16 protein-coding genes are annotated in these 19,451 nt (G+C 54.0%); 12 read left to right on the forward strand and 4 right to left on the reverse strand.

The features are described from left to right. The first annotated feature begins 9 nt into the window (after positions 1-9). Both O5O45_RS18735 and O5O45_RS18740 read left to right on the forward strand, forming a co-directional pair. Positions 10-1,392, forward strand: coding sequence for an NfeD family protein (locus O5O45_RS18735; RefSeq protein ID WP_305900882.1), 1,383 nt, complete (start codon positions 10-12; stop codon positions 1,390-1,392). After that, positions 1,389-2,147: a slipin family protein gene (locus O5O45_RS18740; RefSeq protein ID WP_305900883.1), complete on the forward strand. Its 759-nt coding sequence runs from the start codon at positions 1,389-1,391 to the stop codon at positions 2,145-2,147. Before O5O45_RS18735 ends, O5O45_RS18740 begins: the two co-directional genes overlap by 4 nt. A gap of 37 nt (positions 2,148-2,184) precedes the next feature. Here O5O45_RS18740 and O5O45_RS18745 read toward each other — a convergent pair whose 3' ends face one another. Then, positions 2,185-2,733 (reverse strand): type VI secretion IcmF C-terminal domain-containing protein, encoded by a 549-nt coding sequence (locus O5O45_RS18745; RefSeq protein WP_371747854.1) that lies wholly within the window; start codon positions 2,731-2,733, stop codon positions 2,185-2,187. A 202-nt stretch (positions 2,734-2,935) separates the two neighbouring features. Here O5O45_RS18745 and O5O45_RS18750 point away from each other — a divergent pair, with 202 nt between their 5' ends. Further along, on the forward strand, positions 2,936-3,367 hold the full coding sequence (locus O5O45_RS18750) for a hypothetical protein (protein ID WP_011395424.1): 432 nt from the start codon (positions 2,936-2,938) through the stop codon (positions 3,365-3,367). 54 nt (positions 3,368-3,421) lie between these two features. After that, complete coding sequence (locus O5O45_RS18755) at positions 3,422-3,922, forward strand: hypothetical protein (protein WP_305900884.1); 501 nt, start codon at positions 3,422-3,424, stop codon at positions 3,920-3,922. A gap of 42 nt (positions 3,923-3,964) precedes the next feature. Here the strand turns inward: O5O45_RS18755 and O5O45_RS18760 are convergent, their stop codons facing one another. Beyond that, complete coding sequence (locus O5O45_RS18760) at positions 3,965-4,390, reverse strand: Lrp/AsnC family transcriptional regulator (protein ID WP_127972991.1); 426 nt, start codon at positions 4,388-4,390, stop codon at positions 3,965-3,967. Positions 4,391-4,523: 133 nt separating this feature from the next. On the opposite strand from O5O45_RS18760, the gene O5O45_RS18765 reads away from it, so the two are divergent. The 4 genes from O5O45_RS18765 (at position 4,524) to O5O45_RS18780 (ending at position 9,420) form a co-directional block, all read left to right on the forward strand. Further along, positions 4,524-5,645: a saccharopine dehydrogenase family protein gene (locus O5O45_RS18765; protein WP_305900885.1), complete on the forward strand. Its 1,122-nt coding sequence runs from the start codon at positions 4,524-4,526 to the stop codon at positions 5,643-5,645. A gap of 110 nt (positions 5,646-5,755) precedes the next feature. Continuing rightward, positions 5,756-7,258, forward strand: coding sequence for an L-piperidine-6-carboxylate dehydrogenase (gene amaB, locus O5O45_RS18770; protein WP_305900886.1), 1,503 nt, complete (start codon positions 5,756-5,758; stop codon positions 7,256-7,258). A 412-nt stretch (positions 7,259-7,670) separates the two neighbouring features. Beyond that, on the forward strand, positions 7,671-8,714 hold the full coding sequence (locus tag O5O45_RS18775) for a DUF1338 domain-containing protein (protein WP_305900887.1): 1,044 nt from the start codon (positions 7,671-7,673) through the stop codon (positions 8,712-8,714). 79 nt (positions 8,715-8,793) lie between these two features. Next, positions 8,794-9,420: a DUF6942 family protein gene (locus O5O45_RS18780; RefSeq protein ID WP_305900888.1), complete on the forward strand. Its 627-nt coding sequence runs from the start codon at positions 8,794-8,796 to the stop codon at positions 9,418-9,420. Here the strand turns inward: O5O45_RS18780 and O5O45_RS18785 are convergent. Further along, positions 9,401-11,881: a M48 family metallopeptidase gene (locus O5O45_RS18785; protein WP_305900889.1), complete on the reverse strand. Its 2,481-nt coding sequence runs from the start codon at positions 11,879-11,881 to the stop codon at positions 9,401-9,403. The genes O5O45_RS18780 and O5O45_RS18785 overlap by 20 nt on opposite strands. 228 nt (positions 11,882-12,109) lie before the next feature. On the opposite strand from O5O45_RS18785, the gene O5O45_RS18790 reads away from it, so the two are divergent. Further along, on the forward strand, positions 12,110-13,687 hold the full coding sequence (locus O5O45_RS18790) for a CRTAC1 family protein (protein ID WP_305900890.1): 1,578 nt from the start codon (positions 12,110-12,112) through the stop codon (positions 13,685-13,687). 390 nt (positions 13,688-14,077) lie between these two features. Then, complete coding sequence (locus tag O5O45_RS18795) at positions 14,078-14,539, forward strand: EF-hand domain-containing protein (RefSeq protein WP_305900891.1); 462 nt, start codon at positions 14,078-14,080, stop codon at positions 14,537-14,539. A 127-nt stretch (positions 14,540-14,666) separates the two neighbouring features. Here the strand turns inward: O5O45_RS18795 and O5O45_RS18800 are convergent, their stop codons facing one another. Beyond that, positions 14,667-15,137, reverse strand: a complete 471-nt coding sequence (locus O5O45_RS18800; protein ID WP_305900892.1) for an OsmC family protein — start codon at positions 15,135-15,137, stop codon at positions 14,667-14,669. A 395-nt stretch (positions 15,138-15,532) separates the two neighbouring features. On the opposite strand from O5O45_RS18800, the gene O5O45_RS18805 reads away from it, so the two are divergent. Together O5O45_RS18805 and O5O45_RS18810 are read left to right on the forward strand one after the other, a co-directional pair. Continuing rightward, positions 15,533-16,888, forward strand: coding sequence for an HD-GYP domain-containing protein (locus tag O5O45_RS18805; RefSeq protein ID WP_216735633.1), 1,356 nt, complete (start codon positions 15,533-15,535; stop codon positions 16,886-16,888). A 628-nt stretch (positions 16,889-17,516) separates the two neighbouring features. Then, positions 17,517-19,439, forward strand: coding sequence for a PrkA family serine protein kinase (locus O5O45_RS18810; protein WP_305900893.1), 1,923 nt, complete (start codon positions 17,517-17,519; stop codon positions 19,437-19,439). Positions 19,440-19,451 lie beyond the last annotated feature (12 nt).

The raw sequence follows: 19,451 nt of genomic DNA on the forward strand, positions 1-19,451 counted from the left end.
CGTTTTTACATGCAGTTTCCCGCAAGACTGTTATGGCTGCTTTATTTCGCTTTCTCCGCGTCTTTCTTGTTCTCATCTTTCACAACCAAAACCCTTGCCGCAGAAACAGACGTCGTGGACGCGCCCCGTAAACATCCTCCTCAGGTATGGACGCTTGATATACAAGGGGCCATTGGACCCGCCAGTGCGGATTTGTTCATGCGTGCTTTAGAGGAGGCGAATGAAGCCGACGCGTCCCTCTTCTTGTTGCGTCTGGATACTCCGGGCGGTTTGGACAAATCCATGCGCGACATGATTCAAGCGATTCTGGCCTCATCCACTCCGGTCGCCGCCTACGTTTATCCCAAAGGCGCCAGAGCAGCCAGCGCCGGAACTTATATCCTGTACAGCTCCCATGTCGCCGCTATGGCGCACGCCACCAACCTGGGGGCTGCGACGCCAATATCAATCGCCGCGCCATCGTCACCAACGAAGCCTGACGGTGACGCAAAAGGCGACGAAAAAGGGCTGAGCACGCTTGAGCACAAGCAGATCAATGACGCTGTCGCCTATATTCAGGGTCTGGCGAAATTGCGTGGTCGTAACGCAGAGTGGGCGGAAAGGGCTGTACGCGACGCCGCCAGTCTGAGCGCGGAAGAGGCGTTGCAAATGAATGTCATTGATATGATGGCGGATTCAACAGAACAACTGCTGGCCCAATTGGAAGGGAGACAGGTCAATCTTGATAACGGCGCCGTAACCTTAAAACTGTCTGGATATGAGTTGCATCCTGTCGTACCGGATTGGCGCAACCGCTTTCTCGCTGTCATTACCGACCCCAGCGTCGCGTATATCCTGCTGCTTATCGGCATCTACGGACTACTGCTGGAAGCCTACAACCCTGGAGCCGCCCTCCCTGGCATCCTCGGCGCCATTTGCCTGTTGATCGGCCTGTATGCATTACAATTGCTGCCTATCAGCTACGCAGGATTGGGACTCTTGTTGCTGGGCGTCGCGCTGATGACCGCGGAAGGATTCGCGCCCAGCTTCGGCGCTTTGGGCTTGGGCGGCGTAGCGGCGTTTGTTCTCGGCTCCGTCATGCTGATGGACACGAAGTCACCCGCTTACCAGATCGCCCTGCCCGTCATCATTGCTGTCGCCGCCCTGTCCGTCCTGGTGCTCAGCGTATTGCTGCATTTCGCCTTGAAATCAAGAAAGCAGGCTGTGGTGTCCGGCATGGAGACCCTTATTGGTTCACAGGCGGAAGCCATCGCCGATTTTACAGGGAGCGGCCGGGTCGCCGCGCAGGGACAATTATGGATGGCCTATTGCGACACGCCGGTCACACAAGGCCAAAAACTCAGAATCACAGGAATACAGGGACTGACCCTGCAAGTGGAGGCTATCTCATGATCGCTTATGTTGTTTTGGCGCTGGTTATTATTGCGCTCGCCCTGCTGTTGACGATGTTTCGTGTCATGCGCGAGTATGAGCGCGCAGTGGTGTTCTTGCTGGGCCGGTTCTATAAGGTGAAAGGGCCTGGACTAATCATCATCGTTCCCATTATTCAGCAAATGGTGCGAGTCGATTTGAGAATTGTGGTCATGGATGTGCCGACCCAGGACGTAATATCCCGGGACAACGTCTCCGTTAAGGTCAACGCAGTGGTGTACTACCGGGTTCTGGACCCGCAGAAAAGCGTCATTAACGTGGAGAATTACAATGAAGCCACCAGTCAATTGGCGCAAACCACGCTGCGTTCTGTACTTGGCCAACATGAGCTGGATGAAATGCTGGCGTCGCGGGAGGATCTGAATGAGGACATTCAGCGCATCCTTGATGTCCAGACCGACGGCTGGGGCATCAAAGTCTCCAACGTGGAAATTAAACATGTGGATCTGGATGAGCGCATGATTCGCGCTATCGCCAAACAGGCGGAAGCGGAACGTATCCGACGCGCTAAAGTCATTCACGCCACCGGTGAGCTGGAAGCATCGGAAAAATTACGCGAGGCCGCCTCGATTCTCGCCAAACAGCCGCAGGCGATTCAGCTACGCTACCTGCAGACGCTCACAGAGATCGCCAGCGATAAAACCAACACCATCGCGTTTCCGCTGCCGCTGGAAATTCTCAAGGCCTTCGGCATCCAGGAGAGTGAGTCAAGCTAACCTCATCGTCAAGCCTAACTCGCCCCTGAAAACCGACTCAGGGTATGGATTCCGAACAGGGATAGTTGGATAAATTCTGCAATACGCTGAATTGCGCCGCTGTAGCGGTTTTTATCTGATAAGTTACTTGTAGTCCGCCAAAGTCAAATTGGGCTTGGCCAGACGTGGCCGACTCAGGCGTAATCCGCGCTTGCTCAAGGAAACGAAACAACGCCCACTCCCCCAAGAAGTCAAACCGTTTACGGTCGCCGTTCAACGTTTCTACTTCCACGTATGCGTCCGGATGGCTCGCCGGCCAGGAGAACTCGGACCAAAATCTCGGTCCGAGCACGGAAGCCGCCTCAATCTCGCCGATTACCATATGAATCCGTCGAATTGATGGAGGCATCGTCAAAGGCCTAAGGCTCACTCTGAAACCAGCCTTTGGCGCGTTTTCAGAAGAAACGGCCGTTGGGCTCGCTATCGGGGATGCGGACAACGCCTCCATAACATCGTCTCGATAGCATTCAACCTCTGCCGCCATTGCGTTCAGACAGTTTCCTGCAAGCAAAGCAGCCCACGCAAACGCCTTCATCAGGAACCTCATTTACGCCCGCTTCTCACGCCAAAAAAGAGACAGAAAATCACCTATAAACCTCCCCATTGCCAAGCCCACCGCAGGATAGCATTATTGGCGAATCGATTTCAGAAACGGCGAAAATCGCCTCAAACAACAAGCAGGGAAGCCCGTCACCACTACCTTCCCTGCCGTCATCCCTACAAAAAGTTATAACGAGAATATTGCAATAATGACCACGAAAAAAACGGTGATGCTGAGCATGAACTTTCTTGTGGATATCGAAGAGAGCCCAGAGCACAGCACTTTAGCGTCTATAGAAGAAAAACTTCTGTCTCAAATCAAGCACATGCTTGAGGAAGAAGGCTTAGAGAAGCTCCCAAACTCATCTTTCACTTTGAGTGAAAGTAGTGATTGCGGCCAGTGCAGCGCCTGTGGCAAGTGGGTGAGAGCAAGAAACTGGACCAGCAGCTTCCTGGATGTAATCCCGGCTGGCATCTGGAGCCATACTGATTTGCTCTGTACCTTCTGCTATCCCAAAAAACGTCAGGCGACGGAGCATGTGAGGTCTGAGGAGTGGAGTTCAAGTAAAGAGGAAAGTTTCTGGGAGCCCCCCTCGACCAAACCTGACGACTGGGGGAACTCTGGCAACGATGCATGGTAAGCGCTGAGAGTATTTTCAGCACCTCTTTTAAAACTACAGCGAGAACAAACCACTGTGACAAAGAAGACCATCCATTTAAGCCTCACATTAATGGTCGATGTTGAAGACCCAAATTCAGATACGGCTGCAAAAATGCTGAGCGGCGTAAAAGACGCTATTGCCGCATCGCTAAACGAATTTGGGGGCGTAAAGGAGAGAGACTGGAAAGCATCGACGGCTCTTGAACTCGATCCAGACACAATGAATTGCGATAGATGCGCGAAGTGCGGCCAGTGGGTCAGCGTTAACAGTATCTGGGGCGGCCCTCATATCGACTCGTTACCCTATAGCGTAGAAATCGATAAAGAGCTGCTCTGCAATACATGCGCACCAGAGCCTGTGGAGTGGGCGCCAGCAAGAGAGTATATGAGAGACGGTAAGAGAATTAAGCCAAGTGAGTGGTTTATGAGCGAGGAAAGTTGGGGGTGTTCGGAGCCGACATTAGACGCAACCAATAATAGAGACGACGATAGCTGGGGCAATTGTGACTATCAGGATAATAGCGCCTCCTGGTGAAACATCCTGGTTAGTAATAACCATGAAGGGGGACCAGCCCCCTCAGCGCTCAAACTTCGTCGATAACACAATCGACGACATGGTTTTTTCGATGCCTTCTATTTCACCGATGTGATCCAGCACTTCATCGATCTGTTCCGTGGTTTCCGCGCGGATCAGAGCGATGAAGTCATATTGGCCGTTGATCGTGTACAGCGACCGCACTTCGTCTATGCGCCGCAACGCGGTTTCCACCTGCTTGTTCAGCTTCGGGTTGATTTCGATCATCACCTGAGCGCTGATGCGCTTTTTCTCATATTCCTTGTCCAGACGGACGGTATAGCCGCGAATGACGCCTTCCGCCTCCAGCTTGGCGATGCGTTCATGCACTGCGGTGCGGGACAGGTTGAGTTTTCTCGCCAGTGACGAAGTGGCTTCTCGCGCGTTCGCCTGCAACAGATCGAGCAAACGTTGATTTTTTTCATCCATATGATGATTTCACTACAAATATAGATATTTCGTCTAAATTTATCAGTAAATTCGTCAGTATGACAGTTACAATCCGACATCTGCGCCTCCTATTATAGATTTATTCATCCAATAACAATTAGGAGAGGCACATATGAAACCCATCGTTGTTGTAGGCGCTGGTAAAATCGGCTCAATGATCACGGATTTCCTGAACGGCACTGGCGACTACAAAGTCACGCTGGTGGATCAGAATCAGGACGCGCTGGACCGCATCGCCGAAGAAATTCCCGGCATCTCAACTGTGAAGGCGAACGCCTCTAACCAGCAGGAAATGGAAGCCGCCTTCAAAGGCCACTTCGCCGTTATCAATTCCTGCCCTTTCGATATCAGCGCATCCATCGCTCACGCAGCCGCAGCGCAGCAGGTTCACTACCTTGACCTGACTGAAGACGTCGCCAGCACCCGTCTCATCAAGTCATTAGCCAAAGACGCCAAGTCCGCCTTCATTCCTCAGTGCGGTCTGGCTCCTGGTTTCATTTCCATCGTGGCCTATGATCTGGCGCGCAAATTCGACTCTCTGCACAACGTTCATATGCGTGTCGGCGCATTGCCCAAGTTCCCCTCCAACGCGTTGAAATACAACCTGACCTGGAGCACCGACGGCCTGATCAACGAGTACTTGAACCCTTGCGAAGCCATCGTTAACGGTCAGTTACGCGAAGTTCCTCCGATGGAAGAGCTGGAGCATTTCTCCCTGGACGGCGATGATTACGAAGCTTTCAACACCTCTGGCGGCCTCGGCACGCTGTGCGAAACGCTGGAAGGCAAAGTGTCCAACCTGAACTACCGCACCGTGCGCTACCCCGGTCACCGCGACGTCATGAAGCTGTTGCTGAACGACCTGCGTCTGGGCGAGCGTCGCGACCTGTTGAAAGAAATCATGGAGTCTGCGATCCCTGTCACCATGCAGGACGTTGTGTTGGTATTCGCCAACGTCAGCGGCGTGAAGAACGGCCTGTTCCTGCAGGAAACCTTCGCACGCAAGATTTACAGCCGCGAAATCAACGGTAAACTGCGTAGCGCCATCCAGATCACCACCGCGTCAGGCATCTGCGCCGCGCTGGACCTGCTGGCGGAAGGCAAACTGCCGAATCAAGGCTTCGTACGTCAGGAAGATATCCGCTTCGAAGACTTTATAAACAACCGTTTCGGCCGCAACTATATGGAAGACGACGGAAAACATCCTTCGGCTTCAGTGCGTCGCGTAGCCTGATAAAAAATGGGCGCGGCGACCCCGCGCCCCGGCATCAGGATAAGTAGCGAACCAGAAGATCGCTACAAGGACAACCAAACGCACTTACGACTCTTTACGGGAGGACCGCTATGAATATCCAAGAGATTTTTTCAGCCCTGGACATGGACCAGGGCATTCTTGCTTCAGGGGACTACAAAATCAGCTCCCCGGTTGACGGCAAAGTGATCGCCAACCTGAAACTGGACAGCAAAGACGAAGTAGAAAAGAAAATCGCCGCCTCCGCAGACGCCTTCAAAGCCTGGCGTCGCCTGCCCGCTCCTCAGCGTGGCGAGCTGGTGCGCATTTACGGTGAAGAACTGCGCAAGCACAAAGAAACTCTGGGCGCCTTGATCACACTGGAATGCGGCAAGATCATTTCTGAAGGCCAAGGCGAAGTGCAGGAAATGATCGACATCTGCGATTTCGCCGTCGGTTTGTCCCGTCAACTGTACGGCCTGACTATCGCTTCCGAGCGCCCCAATCACGCATTGCGCGAATCCTGGCACCCCATGGGCCCGGTCGGCGTTATTTCCGCGTTCAACTTCCCCATGGCGGTTTGGGCCTGGAACAGCGCACTGGCGCTGGTTTGCGGCGATCCGGTAATCTGGAAACCTTCCGAAAAAACGCCTCTGTGCGCCCTGGCCTGTCAGCATCTGCTGGATAAAGCCATCGCTCGCTTCGGCGAAGCGCCAGAAGGCCTGTCCAGCGTCATCATCGGCGAGCGTGAAGTCGGCGAACAATTGGTTGACGACAAGCGCGTCCCCTTGATCAGCGCCACCGGCAGCTGCGCCATGGGGCGCGTGGTTGGCCAACGCGTCGCGGCGCGTTTCGGCAAATCCATTCTGGAGCTGGGCGGCAACAACGCCATCATCGTCGCGGAATCCGCTGATCTGGACATGGCCACTCGCGCCATCGTTTTCGGCGCAGTCGGCACCGCAGGCCAACGTTGCACCACCACTCGTCGTATTTTCGCCCACGACTCTATTTACGACGAGTTGTTGAGCCGCCTGAAAGCCGCTTACAAACAGCTGCCCATTGGCAACCCACAGGAAGCCGGCACATTGATTGGTCCGCTCATCGACGGCCGCTCTTACGAGCAAATGGAACAAGCGCTGGCTGACGCCAAAGCGAAAGGCTGCGACGTATATGGCGGCGGACGCGCGCTGGAAAAAGAATTCCCTCAGGCTTACTACGTGAACCCTGCCATTGTGGAAGGCGGCAAAGCGCTGACCAACAACGCTCACGAAACCTTCGCGCCGATCCTGTACTTCTTCCGCTACTCTGATCTGGAAGAAGCAATTGAACGTCAGAACGACGTGCCGCAAGGCCTGTCTTCCGCCATCTTCACCCTGAACATGCGTGAAGCGGAACTGTTCACCTCCGCGGTGGGCAGCGACTGCGGCATCGCCAACGTCAACGTCGGCACCAGCGGCGCGGAAATCGGCGGCGCATTCGGCGGCGAGAAGGAAACAGGCGGCGGTCGCGAGTCCGGCTCCGACTCCTGGAAGGCGTACATGCGCCGCTCCACCGCTACGGTGAACTATTCTTCCGAGCTGCCATTGGCGCAAGGTATTAAGTTCGATCTCAACTAAGCCTTTGTTGAGTTGACTTGAAAGGAGAGCTTCGGCTCTCCTTTTGACATCCGCGCCAGGATGCGCGGTTCGACAGGTCAGGATTTTCCTTATTGGTTTAACGCTTATTAACATGGCAATGATATTGCTATGTTAATAGCCAGGCGCATGAATGCGCCTGCGCGGCTGCTAGCTGCGGGAGACAGGGGCTGACATGTGCAGGCCCTGTCGTGGCGGACAAATAGAAGGAAGCTATTTGTCCGCCTGATTAATATATACCGATGATGTACGGGAAGCTGTTTCCGATTGTGCGCCTGTAACCGGACTTCGACCGAAGCCGGATCTCCTCCTCTTCTTCCAGAACGCCCCTGGCGCCTGGACGCACGCCGGTCAGACGAACGTCAGTATTATTTTCAGGATTACGAGCCGTACCATGCAAACTACTGCGCTTTTCAAACTGTTGTCTTCGCTGACTGACGCCGCCAAGGCTCAGCAATTGCTTGATTCCGTCCAATTGCACCCCATTTTCGCCCAGCCTCACAATGACGACGAGCCGCTCAATCGCGCCGTCATCGCCCAGGCGATGAACATGATGCTGTTTGACGACCTGCTGGAGCGGGTGCCGGAAGGCAAGCAATACGTGGCTGAAAAACTGGCGTCTGGAGAAAAGGTCGTGTTCGACCATGGCGCGTTGCGCACCGTGGCTTGGGAAAATCAGGCGCTGCCGATGGGTTACAAAGCGTTCGCACGCATCCTGGAGCCCCTCGGATTTACCGTGGCCGGACAGTATCCGCTGCCCAAGCTGAAAATGTGCGGCTTCGTCTACACTCATGCAGACCTGCCTCACGATATCGCCCAGTACTTCGTCAGTGAGCTGTACCCGGAGCAATTCACCAAATCTTTCCAGGACGCCGTTGACCGAGTGGTGTCTGTGTCTTCCGATCCATTGACGCCTCGCTCCGCGGAGCTGTTGCAGAAGCTGGCCGCATTCGGCGCTCTGCCCTTGGCGGACGCGGCGGAATTGCTGCCCAACCTGTTGCAGTGTTTTGACCGTCAGCACGGCGTGCCCCATCTGCACGACTATCTGGCGTTGCGGGAAGAGTCCGCGGAAATGGCCTGGATCTCCACCGAAGGCAACGCTTTCAACCACGCGACCGATCGCGTAGGCGACATTCGTCAACTGGACGCGCAGCAGCGTGCGCTGGGTCGCCCGATGAAGGATGAAATTGAAGTGGCGCGCAACGCCAACATCATGCAGACCGCTTATCGCGCCACCAAGGTAAAACGCCAGTTCAAAACGGATCAAGGCGTCGAGACCCATGAGGTTCCCGGCTCCTTCTTTGAATTCATTCAGCGCAACGATATCGATGACAGCGTTGAAAAGGGCATGGACCTGCGCTTTGACAGCAGCAACGCCCAAGGCATCTTCACCATGACTCGCGCCGTTACGCAAACGGCCGAGACCGCGGAATGCTAACTCCAGCATATTGAAGGATTAGCGCACATCGTCGCTCCGGCCAGGCTTTGCAAGCCAGCGACCTGGACCGGGGTTGGCCATGTGCGCGTTTTTTTTCGCTTATTTCCAGCCAGCCATCAGGCTATACTCCCCCCACCCTACTTACTCCCACAACACCAAGCGCACAGACTTCGCCATGCAAGCGACAGGAATCGGCGACTCACGCCCATTGCTAATTCTTTACACACCTCATCGCCCGCCCATGCCCCAGTACGAACAGATGGAGGGTTATCGTGGCGGCATTCCTGGTGAGACGGAGGTCATCATCAAAGAAACAGGCAATCATTGGCGTAAAATTTTTTCCATCTTCGCCAAGATAGCGCAGGGGCTGCTGTTCCCAGAGGAAGACTGGCGTGTGGTGCGGGACAGGCGTTTATTCACAGAAGGCGGCGCGACGGCGTTGCTGTTTCAACAACGCCTGCTGGACCTCCAGACAGAAAACCGCCCAGCCCTGCATATCATCGGCGGCCAGCAATTCTCGGAAGGGTTTTCCACCCTCCCTCAAACACCTCAAGCGTTGCAGGAAGAGAGTCGCATCCTGCGGGCGGGAAACGTTTATCTGACGCCCTATCTGGACTACAGGCAGTTTCCCAATGCGTTGATAGCAACGCTGCTCGCAGACATAGAGCGTCAGGGGCTTTGGGCGACTAAGCCGTCGCCTGTTTAATCTCCACTTTCAGGGGAGGAACGCCCAGCTTTTCTTCCTCCTGCAGACATTGCAACGCCAGCTCTGAAATTGTGCGGCGATACGCGTAACGCATCACCCGCACACAGCGGTCGCTGATCTGGAAGATCGCTCCGGCGTTCAACTCATCCAGCTTCTCCTCTGGATTCACGCCCCAATTCACGGCGAACTCCGCCAGAGTCTGCTCCTTGCTGGTGGAGAAACGCAGGTCGATATTAGCGGATATCTGATGGAACTGACGCAGATATTCCCGCGCCAACTGCACATGCCGCGCCGCCGCCTGATTGAAAAATTTGGGACGTTCTTCTTCGTCCTGGCGGTACAGCGCATCGAGCGCCGCCATGCATAATGGCAGGCTGTCCCAAATATCCCGCAATAAAAACAGCTGACGGAAAGTGTTGTACAACGACTCCGCCCGCGCTTTGTCCTCGGCGGACATCTGCGCCATCGCCAGATGCATGCGTTGCGCCACATAGGCGTCCAGGCAGCGACTCAGTTCCCCCGCCATCCTTTTCACTTCCGTGCGTCGATCATCCAGGCTACGTTGCACAGAACTGATATCCCCCGCCTTCACGCCAAAATCAGCGGCGTCGATGTTATAACCCGCCTCCACATAAGCCAGGCCGACCTGAGCCGCCTCCATATGCTGATAGGCCTCCCAATACAGCTCCATTTGCACCGTCGCCCGCGGAATCTGGCCGCGCAGCTCGGTCACCGCCCTGGACAAGTCCATCTCCGCTGGCGTCGCATTAAACGGCTTCATCAGACGCATGGAGAACAGGTCCGCGAAGTAACGCTTCAAGGCTTCTTCCGACTCATTCATTTTGGAATGCACATCCCTGATTTCCTCAAAGGAGCACAGGTACTGTTCTGGCTTCTCCAGCCCCATCGAGTTGTATATACGCAGTGTGACGATTTTGCATAAGGCGTCAAAATCCGGCATCAATTCAGCGGCGGGAAATTCATCGGTCCAAACCGGCTCGTAGCCTAGAGATTCCGCATGGGCGATACGATCATTGTCGGCCGGATGCGTGTCCCACACATTGGTCTGGCGCTCATCCATTTTCGCCCGCACCGCGTCGATTTCTTCCTGGGATAGTTCCGCCGCCAGTTGCGCAATGGTTTGCGGCAGGTTATCGATCAGACGGTCTTCGTTCCAGGCGGATTGCCAGATCTCATCTCTGCGTTGCTGCGACAGGGACATATTCCACAGCGCCACCGCCGTGCTCTGAAAGGTTTCGCTGCCCGCGACCCAGCTTTCGTACCGGTCGGCGTCATACTCCATCTCCCGGGACATCCAGCGGGTGACGCGCAGGTTGAATAAAAACAGGTATTTCAGAATCAGGCGCGTGCCTTTGATCATGCCTTGCGCCGCGATCAACGCCACATCCAGCGCAAAAATCGGGGAATACTCCCGCCATTTGCTCAAGCGACGATCCCAGGCGTCGGGATAGAAGGCCCGGCTCGCCATCCAGGCATTGGCGGTGTTGACGATATAGTTGGCGATCATGGCGTTACGTTGCGCAAAGTGCCCGAATTCATGCCCTAATACGCCAATGAATTGCCGGCTGTTCATGCCCGCCAACAGAGGCAGGCCGACTGTCAGGGTCAAACGTCCCTGAAACAGACTCAGCAGTCCTTTTTCCGGGGCGACGTGAGCATTGACCTCGCCATCCACGTAGATCTTCACCGGGGCGGGCAAGCCCATGCGTTCGGTGAGCAGCTGCACCAGTTGATAAAAGCGGCGATACTTTTTCGGATTCAATTCCAGAGTGCGGTTTTCATAGTCGCGGCCAAAGAAGGGCTTCAACAGGAACAGGGCGAACACCGTTCCCAGGAGAACCGGCACGAACACCATCAATGTCCCCATCGCGTTGGTTTTACGCACCGCCAGAATATCCGGGATACTGATCCCGTACCAAACCGTTCCCACTATCGCGCAGATTGTCAGGCTGATGTAAATCAAAGGCGCTATCAGGCTCAACAAGGTCACGCTAAACAGGCCCAGTTTATAGGCGGCGGTTACCGGCAATTTGGGAATGGGTTGATGCAGACGCTCCTTCGCCAGGGCGAGCACGTCTCTCTGCAGATCTGCGTCTTTGGCCGACTTGGCGCGACTGGCTGTCGATGGGGCTGAGCTTTTGGCGGGCGATGCGGCTTCTGTCGGCGCTGGTTGCGCAGGCTTCGTCGCCATGTCCGCAGAGGAACAGGGCTGCAACGTCACCGCCAGTCCGAGACGAATAAATAAGGCCTGATATTTTCTGGCGTCCGAAGAAGACAAGGATTTCTTGATCACCACCGCCCCGGTCAACAGACGCTCGACTTGCGCGTTCGATAGCTTCAAACGCGCAACGAGATTATCTCGCACCTGACGCTCTTCGAAACCGGAAAGAATTTTACCCTGGCTGATAACATTGAACTGGGGGGAAGCAGGTGCGCTCAAATCGACATCCTTTGTGGAGGCAGCAAAAGGCGGCAATTTTATGCGCCAAAGCTGATATTTTCTAATCTTTTTAGTTGTTTTTACGCGAAGAAGTGTAACTGGCGCAGCCGGATTTATGAACAGTAAGCCGGGTATTTCAGACAAGCATCGCTTGAGCACTGATAACTGCGTCAAATCGACTATTTTTTCTTTACGTCCTATTCACTGCGAACCATGCGGAAATTGTTCATGAAAACACCAGCGGCTTTCAGCGTCCTCTTATCCTTACCTTTTTTGCTGACCGGCTGCGCCGCTTCTCTGGAAGATGTCCGCGAGGCGCCCGCCAGTCTGAAACTTTCCCCGTTTACGGAGGTTAAAACGGATTTCGTCCACCACTGGACGCAAAAGGTCCATCCTTTTAGCGGCGCGGCGGTGCTGGACATTAATGGCGACGGCAAGGAAGAGATATTTGTAGGTGGAGGCGAAGGACAGGATGACGCCTTGTTAAGCCTCATGGATGGCGAATTACGTAACATTATTCAGGACACAGGGTTATCAGCATCCGCGGCCACCTATGGCGCGACAGCGATGGACATGAACGCCGACGGCGAAGTGGATCTGATTATCGCCCGCAACGACGGCGTCTATTTGTACCTGAATCACGGCGGGCGCTTCAGTGCGCAAAAGCTGCCGGTTCAATTGCCGGACAATACCGTCTCCTTCGCCGTCACTGTTTCCGACATCGACCAGGATGGCGACGGCGACCTTTATATCAGCAACTTTATCTCCTTTGACGCCTTCAAAAGCGCCACCTTCAACGATCCCGGCCACGCCCGCGCCAACATACTGCTGCGCAACGACGGCGATCTGCAGTTCACCGATATTACTGCGCAGTCCGGGACTGCATCCCTGCAAAACACCTTTCTATCTGTCTTCGTCGACCTCAACGGCGATCGTCTGCAAGATTTGGTCGTGGCGCAAAACACGGGAGAAGTGGAAATATTCAAAAACCTGGGCGGAGGTCGTTTTGAATCCGTTCCCACCCAGTCCGGGTTTGGCTTCTGGATGGGCCTGGCGGTGGGAGACATTGATCGCGACGGCGACCAGGACCTGTTTTTCACCAACATCGGCAACTCCATTCCAGAGTTTCTCACTAGCGGCGACCTGCGCGAAGATCAGCGCCAGGACAGCGAATGGTTGCTATTGCGAAACGAAGGAGACTTCCGCTTCACTGATATGACCGAGCCCTACCAGTTGACGGGTTACGGCTTCGCCTGGGGCGGCGTGTTTGAAGACATCAATCTGGATGGCGAAATGGATCTGCTGGTGGCGCAGAACTACATTAAATGGCCGATTCATAAGGTCAGCAAACTGGCGGGCAAGGCATTTTTGCAACTGCCTGCAGGAACCGGCCATGCCACCGGCTTTTTTCAGGCGGACTCACTGGAGCTGGACAACCCCTGGTTTGGTCAGTCTCCCATTATCATGGATCTGAATGGCGACGGCCGCCCGGATATCGTCTGGCTAAATATGGACGGTCCCGTGCGGGCTTTTCTGAATAACACAGAGGCTAACTTCATCGCCCTGCAGATGCCTGACTCACCTGAATGGTCAGGTACTGAAGTCACAATCGAAATGGAGGATGCGCGCAGCTATACCCGACAAGCGACATCCGCAGTAGGCTTGATGACAGACCAGAGTCCCCGCCTGATTTTCGGGATCGGCGCCAGAGAGTCCGTCACCCGAATCCTGGCGCGCAAGCCCGACGGCAAGCGCCTGGAGTTACTGAACCCGGAGATCAATACAGTGATATCTCTGGGAGAATAAAAACGCCCGTCAGGCGGCCAGACGCAGCATCTGCGCCCGGCCGCCAAACTCCTCCGCTAATCATCCGCCTCTAACTGTTGCCTTTTTGCAACTCGTAACTTATTGATATTTATAATATTGCCTCCATAGTCGCCGCCACCGTCTCTTTTCTGCGACTTTAAGACACTCTCTCACTCGCCTCAGCCCCACCAAAAATTACTAATCATTTGTTTTTAAAGGCGTTTTAAAAACTGGCGCCGAACTTGATATACCTAGGACGAACACGCTGAGGCTACGCAGCCCGGCTACCTCACGAAGGGAGAGGTTAACAGGAGGAGCCTTGAATCCGCACATTCAGGCCAATCTCCTTAGAAATGGAAACAAGGACACCAACTTAGTAGGTATTAGAGTATGAATAAAGCACTCGCAATCGTAACCGCGTCATTCCTGGCAGCACTGACTGCTTGCTCTGACGAAACCAGCGTTCAAACCGAACAACCTGTGGCGGAGCAACAGCCTCAAACTGAAATGAGCGAACCTGTGCAAATCACAGAAGCGCCAGCCAGCTCCGACCAGTACGCAGGTCCTGCGGTAGAGCAGGTGTTTTCATACCTGGACACTGACCGCAACAGCGTAATCAATAAAGAAGAAGCCGCCGCAGACTCCAGTATCAATGAGTCTTTCGCCCAGATCGACATCGATCAGAACGGCGAAATCAGCCGCGACGAATTCGTTGTGTACAGCGGCGAAGCTACTGCAGCCGGTACCAGAGCTGGACAGTTATACCAAGCGGAACCCCAGCCTGAAATGGCTGTAGATCCAGCAGCTCCGGCTGATGCGCCGGTGGATCTGGAAACCGCTCCCGCCGAATAAGCGGCGACAGTTTCAGCCAAAGCGTGCGTCTATAAGTTAAATCCGGGCGCTACTTGACGCACGCTTTGGCTCCTTATCCCAGCGTTTTACTCTCTTCTGATCAGATCTCCTGACTCAGCTCCCCTGCTCACTCCTGAGCCTCTATTTCCACCACGACTTCCGTTTTCACAGAATTCGCGATAAAGCAGCTTTCATGCGCGCGATGATGCAATGCTTCCAGCTCCTCACGAGTCGGTCTGACTGAGCCGGAAAATTCAACGCGGGGACGCAGCCTCACCTGAGTCATCATCATCACGCCTTGCTCATTTTTGGCCAGAACGCCAATGGCGGGGTCCTCATAGCTGTCCACCACAAACTTGCGCTTCGCGGCGTAGGCCAGAAAAAACAACATGTGGCAACTGGAGAGTGAAGCAACGAACGCTTCTTCAGGGTCTACGTTTTCAGCTACAGAAAAAGGTAAGGGGACAATATGCGGAGAGGCGGAAGCGGGAACTCGAACGCCGCCGTCAAACTCCCATTCATGCCCGCGACTATATTGATTGGAGACAAAATCCTGCGCGCCTCTACGCCAGCGCACGGTAGCGAAATACTCGGACATCCACACCTCCTTGAATCAGCCAAATGAAAAGCGCGCCGAACCGACGACGCGCATATGCCGTGAAGGAGAATGTTAACAGACTTTTTCGATCGGCCGCTCTCTGGTCGCCACCACATATCGGCCCTCTCCAAATATAGAGCACTTTTTGTACGCCAATACAGCCAAACGAGCCAATTAACTGGCGAAATACGCCATCCAAGCCCTGATTTTTCAGGCTTTTTCTTTTTAGATACGTTAGTTACGTTCGTTTTCAAAATGTGAGCAGAAATACACCATCGACCTCCTATAACTGAGCTATATTTGAGCAATATTCGATCATCTCGCTCACGCCCCACAGATCTCATTCTCGCCCTAATGGCATGACGTCACATTCTGATTTCGGCAGGAAAACTGAAATGAAGCAATACGATCCGACAACGCCCGATCACTACACGAATCATCTAGCGGAGGTGAACGAGACTAATGCAGTAATCGCTACTGAGGACATATACAACAAGGACGGGATGCTGCTGGTTAAAAAAGGGCTGGCTATCAAGCCGGAGGTCGCACGCAGACTGCTTAACCATAAACTGGTGAAGCCGCTTGAGGTGTCCGTCAATGTGGATGACGCCCTCTATGGGAAAGAAATTCACCGCGACATTCATCAAATGTTCGATCGTTTCGAAGGACTGCTGGAGATTCATTCATCCATGCGTCTGGAAGCCAGCCTTATTGAAGTGTGTGAGAAGTATGGCGGCTACGATCTGCTGGTGCAGAAAGTCACCGTTCTGTGCAAGCGATTGCCGAAAGAGTATCAAAAGGGCCTGTTCTGCGCGTGGTTAAGCTTCGCCATGGCGACACGCCTGAACCTGAGCTTAGAAGAACGCGAAGCAGCATTTATGGCGGGACTGGCTCACGACGCCGGCATGCTCCATATCGATCCGCAGATTGTCGCAAAAACCGGCGAATACACGCCTGAAGAATGGCGCGCCATGCAGAGCCATACCCTTATCGGCGATCTGTTTCTGTCCTATATCAAAGAGATTCCTGACGTCACCCGTCGCGCAGTCAAAGAGCATCACGAACGCGCTGACGGCAGTGGCTATCCCGCCGGTCTGTTTGAAGACAGCCTGTGCATCGTCGGACAGGTTGTGGCGATGGCGGATGAAACCTACGCCATCTGCGAGAAGCGCCGTTTCAATGACAAAATTCATCTCGGCGAAGTCATGCCGGTTTTTCAGATCGACAGTTCTTTCTTCCCCAATCAGGTGCACATGGCGCTCATGTCCGTGCTGCGTCAGGTGAATCATGCCGCCACCCAGCTGGCCATTTCCGGCGACCTGAGCAGCATGTCAACGCAGCTTATGGAGAAGCGTCAGATGCTGGAGAATGTGGTGGAAAGCATCTATGCGCTGCGGGAAACCCTGGCGGAGAGAGAGCACATTAAACGCATGCGCGTCGCCAAAGTGAAGATAGATCGTCTGTGGACTCTGGTCACTCGCTCCGGCATGTTGAGCGCGCCTCTGGGCCGCTGGTTGCAGCACGTGGTGGAGAATCAGATCATTCAGACCGTCAGCCGTGAAATCGTGGAAATGGACCTGATGTATCAGGAACTGCAGTGGCAGCTGAAGCAGTTGGGAAGAGTGTTGTATCTCTACCTGGAAGAAGAGAAGAAAATCACGCCCGAGCTCAAAAAAGCTCTGACTAACTCCATTAAGGTTCTCGACATGGGCGCGCCCAAGCCCATGGAAAAACAGGAAAAAGTCGCCTGACTCTGCTCCGTGGCGGGCGCCGCTTTAGCGTACGTCCGCTGCGTCGATTTGAATCACTGCCCTGCTCCTTTGTCGCCCTCTTTTCGTTCCCTTTTTGCCCTCTTTTCACCCTCAGGCCGTTTTTGGGGCGCTGCCTCGCCAATATTCCTAGCGTTCCGCCAACACGCCCCAAACAGGCGCAAGGTCTGAAGAGTTGGGTGTCTAACGCGCATGACTAGGCGCTAAAAATCACCCGATAATGCCGATCAGATTAATGTGTCACCTAACGTAACAGAATGATATATAAAAAATTTTAATGAAACTAAGAAAATTAATTCCTATCCAATTGTATAGTTCTGAACTATGCTAATTCATAAGCGGAATACTTCATGCAAGTGGTGTTGGGGCGCATTCAGAAACGTTTTCTCACATCTGTTCAGCGGAGACGCCCGCGGGCGCGCTGAAAAAATGTCAGGAAACTTGTCTGCAGGCCAGACGCAGCCGAAAGGGGCGCATATAAAGCTCCAAAGAGGCGCATGATGACCCTGTCTGAGCAAGGCGAAGCCGCCAGTCCACGATAGCCGGTCACTGATCATGTTGACGTTTTAGCGCCACTAAGCGAGCTATTCATCACAAGAGGGGGCCTATAATGAGCATCTTCAGTCAATTCGCCAGTCGATACGACTCACGCAAGGAAGAAGAGTACACGTTGGAGGAGTATTTGGAGATCTGCAAAAAGGATCGCACCGCTTATGCATCCGCCGCAGAAAGAATGCTTCTCGCCATCGGCGAACCGGAACTGGTCGACACTTCCCGCGATCAACGGTTAAGCCGCATCTTCTCCAATAAAGTCATCAAACGTTACCCCGAATTTGAAGAGTTCTACGGCATGGAAGAATGCGTGGAACAAATAGTGTCGTTTTTCAAACACGCAGCCCAGGGCCTGGAAGAGAAGAAACAGATCCTCTACCTGCTTGGTCCGGTCGGCGGCGGTAAATCCTCCCTGGCGGAAAAGCTGAAGAGCCTGTTTCAGAAACAGCCCTTCTACGCCATCAAGGATTCTCCGGTATTTGAATCCCCGTTAGGCCTGTTCGATCCCGCTGAAGACGGCAAGATTCTGGAAGAGGAATACGGCATTCCCAACCGTTATCTACGCTTTATCATGTCGCCCTGGGCGGTGAAACGCCTGCACGAGTTCAACGGCGACATCAGCAAGTTCAAAGTGGTCAAGCTGTATCCGTCTATCCTCAATCAGGTCGCCGTTTCCAAAACCGAACCCGGCGATGAAAACAACCAGGATATTTCCGCGCTGGTCGGCAAGGTCAACATTCGCATGCTGGAGGATTTTCCTCAGCACGACCCCGACGCCTATTCTTTCTCCGGCGGACTCTGTAAAGCCAATCAGGGCATGCTGGAGTTCGTGGAGATGTTCAAAGCGCCCATCAAAGTATTGCACCCGTTGTTGACCGCTACCCAGGAAGGCAACTACAACACGACTGAAGGCATGGGCGCGGTGCCGTTCGAAGGCATCATTATGGCTCACTCCAACGAATCAGAGTGGCAGACCTTCCGCAACAACAAAAACAATGAGGCGTTCCTTGACCGGATTTATATCGTCAAAGTGCCTTATTGTCTGCGGGTGTCCGAAGAAGTCAAAATCTACAAGAAACTGCTCAAGCACAGTTCTCTGGCCGGCTCGCCCTGTGCGCCCGACACCCTGAGCATGCTGGCGCAGTTCTCCTGTCTTTCCCGCATTAAAGAGCCGGAAAACTCCAGCATTTACTCAAAAATGAAGGTGTACGACGGCCAGAACATCAAGGACACCGACCCCAAAGCCAAATCGATTCAGGAGTACAAAGACTCCGCTGGCGTCGACGAGGGCATGGACGGTCTCTCCACCCGTTTCGCCTTCAAGATACTGTCCAAGGTGTTTAACTTCGACACCACGGAAGTGGCCGCCAACCCGGTTCACCTGTTGTATGTGCTGGAGAAGCAGATCGAACAGGAGCAGTTCCAGCAGGAGACGCATGACCGCTACCTGCGCTTCATCAAAGAGTCTCTGGCGCCGCATTATGTCGAGTTTATCGGCAAGGAAATTCAGACTGCGTATCTGGAGTCTTACTCCGAGTATGGTCAGAACATTTTCGACCGTTATGTCACCTACGCCGATTTCTGGATTCAGGATCAGGAATACCGCGACCCTGAGACCGGCGAGATCTTTGACCGCGCCGCCATCAACGACGAACTGGAGAAAATTGAGAAACCGGCCGGCATCAGCAACCCGAAAGATTTCCGCAACGAAGTGGTTAATTTCGTCCTGCGGGCGCGGGCCAACAACAACGGCAAAAACCCGTCCTGGCTCAGTTATGAAAAACTGCGCACCGTGATTGAGAAGAAAATGTTCTCCAACACGGAAGACCTGTTGCCGGTCATCTCGTTCAACCCGAAAGCGTCCCAGGAGGACCAGAAGAAACACCAGGAATTTGTGCGGCGCATGATCGAGCGTGGCTATACTGAAAAACAAGTGCGTTTACTTTGCGAGTGGTATCTACGGGTTCGCAAGTCGCAATAACGTGAGGGTCCA

The sequence above is a fragment of the Hahella sp. HNIBRBA332 genome (genome assembly GCF_030719035.1).
In the GTDB taxonomy this organism is placed as follows: Bacteria; Pseudomonadota; Gammaproteobacteria; order Pseudomonadales; family Oleiphilaceae; genus Hahella.

Coding starts and splice junctions, on each gene's coding strand:
- O5O45_RS18735 (WP_305900882.1), top strand. CDS start 10: ATGCAGTTTCCCGCAAGACTGTTATGGCTGCTTTATTTCGCTTTCTCC.
- O5O45_RS18740 (WP_305900883.1), top strand. CDS start 1,389: ATGATCGCTTATGTTGTTTTGGCGCTGGTTATTATTGCGCTCGCCCTG.
- O5O45_RS18745 (WP_371747854.1), bottom strand. CDS start 2,733: ATGAGGTTCCTGATGAAGGCGTTTGCGTGGGCTGCTTTGCTTGCAGGA.
- O5O45_RS18750 (WP_011395424.1), top strand. CDS start 2,936: ATGACCACGAAAAAAACGGTGATGCTGAGCATGAACTTTCTTGTGGAT.
- O5O45_RS18760 (WP_127972991.1), bottom strand. CDS start 4,390: ATGGATGAAAAAAATCAACGTTTGCTCGATCTGTTGCAGGCGAACGCG.
- O5O45_RS18765 (WP_305900885.1), top strand. CDS start 4,524: ATGAAACCCATCGTTGTTGTAGGCGCTGGTAAAATCGGCTCAATGATC.
- amaB (WP_305900886.1), top strand. CDS start 5,756: ATGAATATCCAAGAGATTTTTTCAGCCCTGGACATGGACCAGGGCATT.
- O5O45_RS18775 (WP_305900887.1), top strand. CDS start 7,671: ATGCAAACTACTGCGCTTTTCAAACTGTTGTCTTCGCTGACTGACGCC.
- O5O45_RS18780 (WP_305900888.1), top strand. CDS start 8,794: ATGTGCGCGTTTTTTTTCGCTTATTTCCAGCCAGCCATCAGGCTATAC.
- O5O45_RS18790 (WP_305900890.1), top strand. CDS start 12,110: ATGAAAACACCAGCGGCTTTCAGCGTCCTCTTATCCTTACCTTTTTTG.
- O5O45_RS18795 (WP_305900891.1), top strand. CDS start 14,078: ATGAATAAAGCACTCGCAATCGTAACCGCGTCATTCCTGGCAGCACTG.
- O5O45_RS18800 (WP_305900892.1), bottom strand. CDS start 15,137: ATGTCCGAGTATTTCGCTACCGTGCGCTGGCGTAGAGGCGCGCAGGAT.
- O5O45_RS18805 (WP_216735633.1), top strand. CDS start 15,533: ATGAAGCAATACGATCCGACAACGCCCGATCACTACACGAATCATCTA.
- O5O45_RS18810 (WP_305900893.1), top strand. CDS start 17,517: ATGAGCATCTTCAGTCAATTCGCCAGTCGATACGACTCACGCAAGGAA.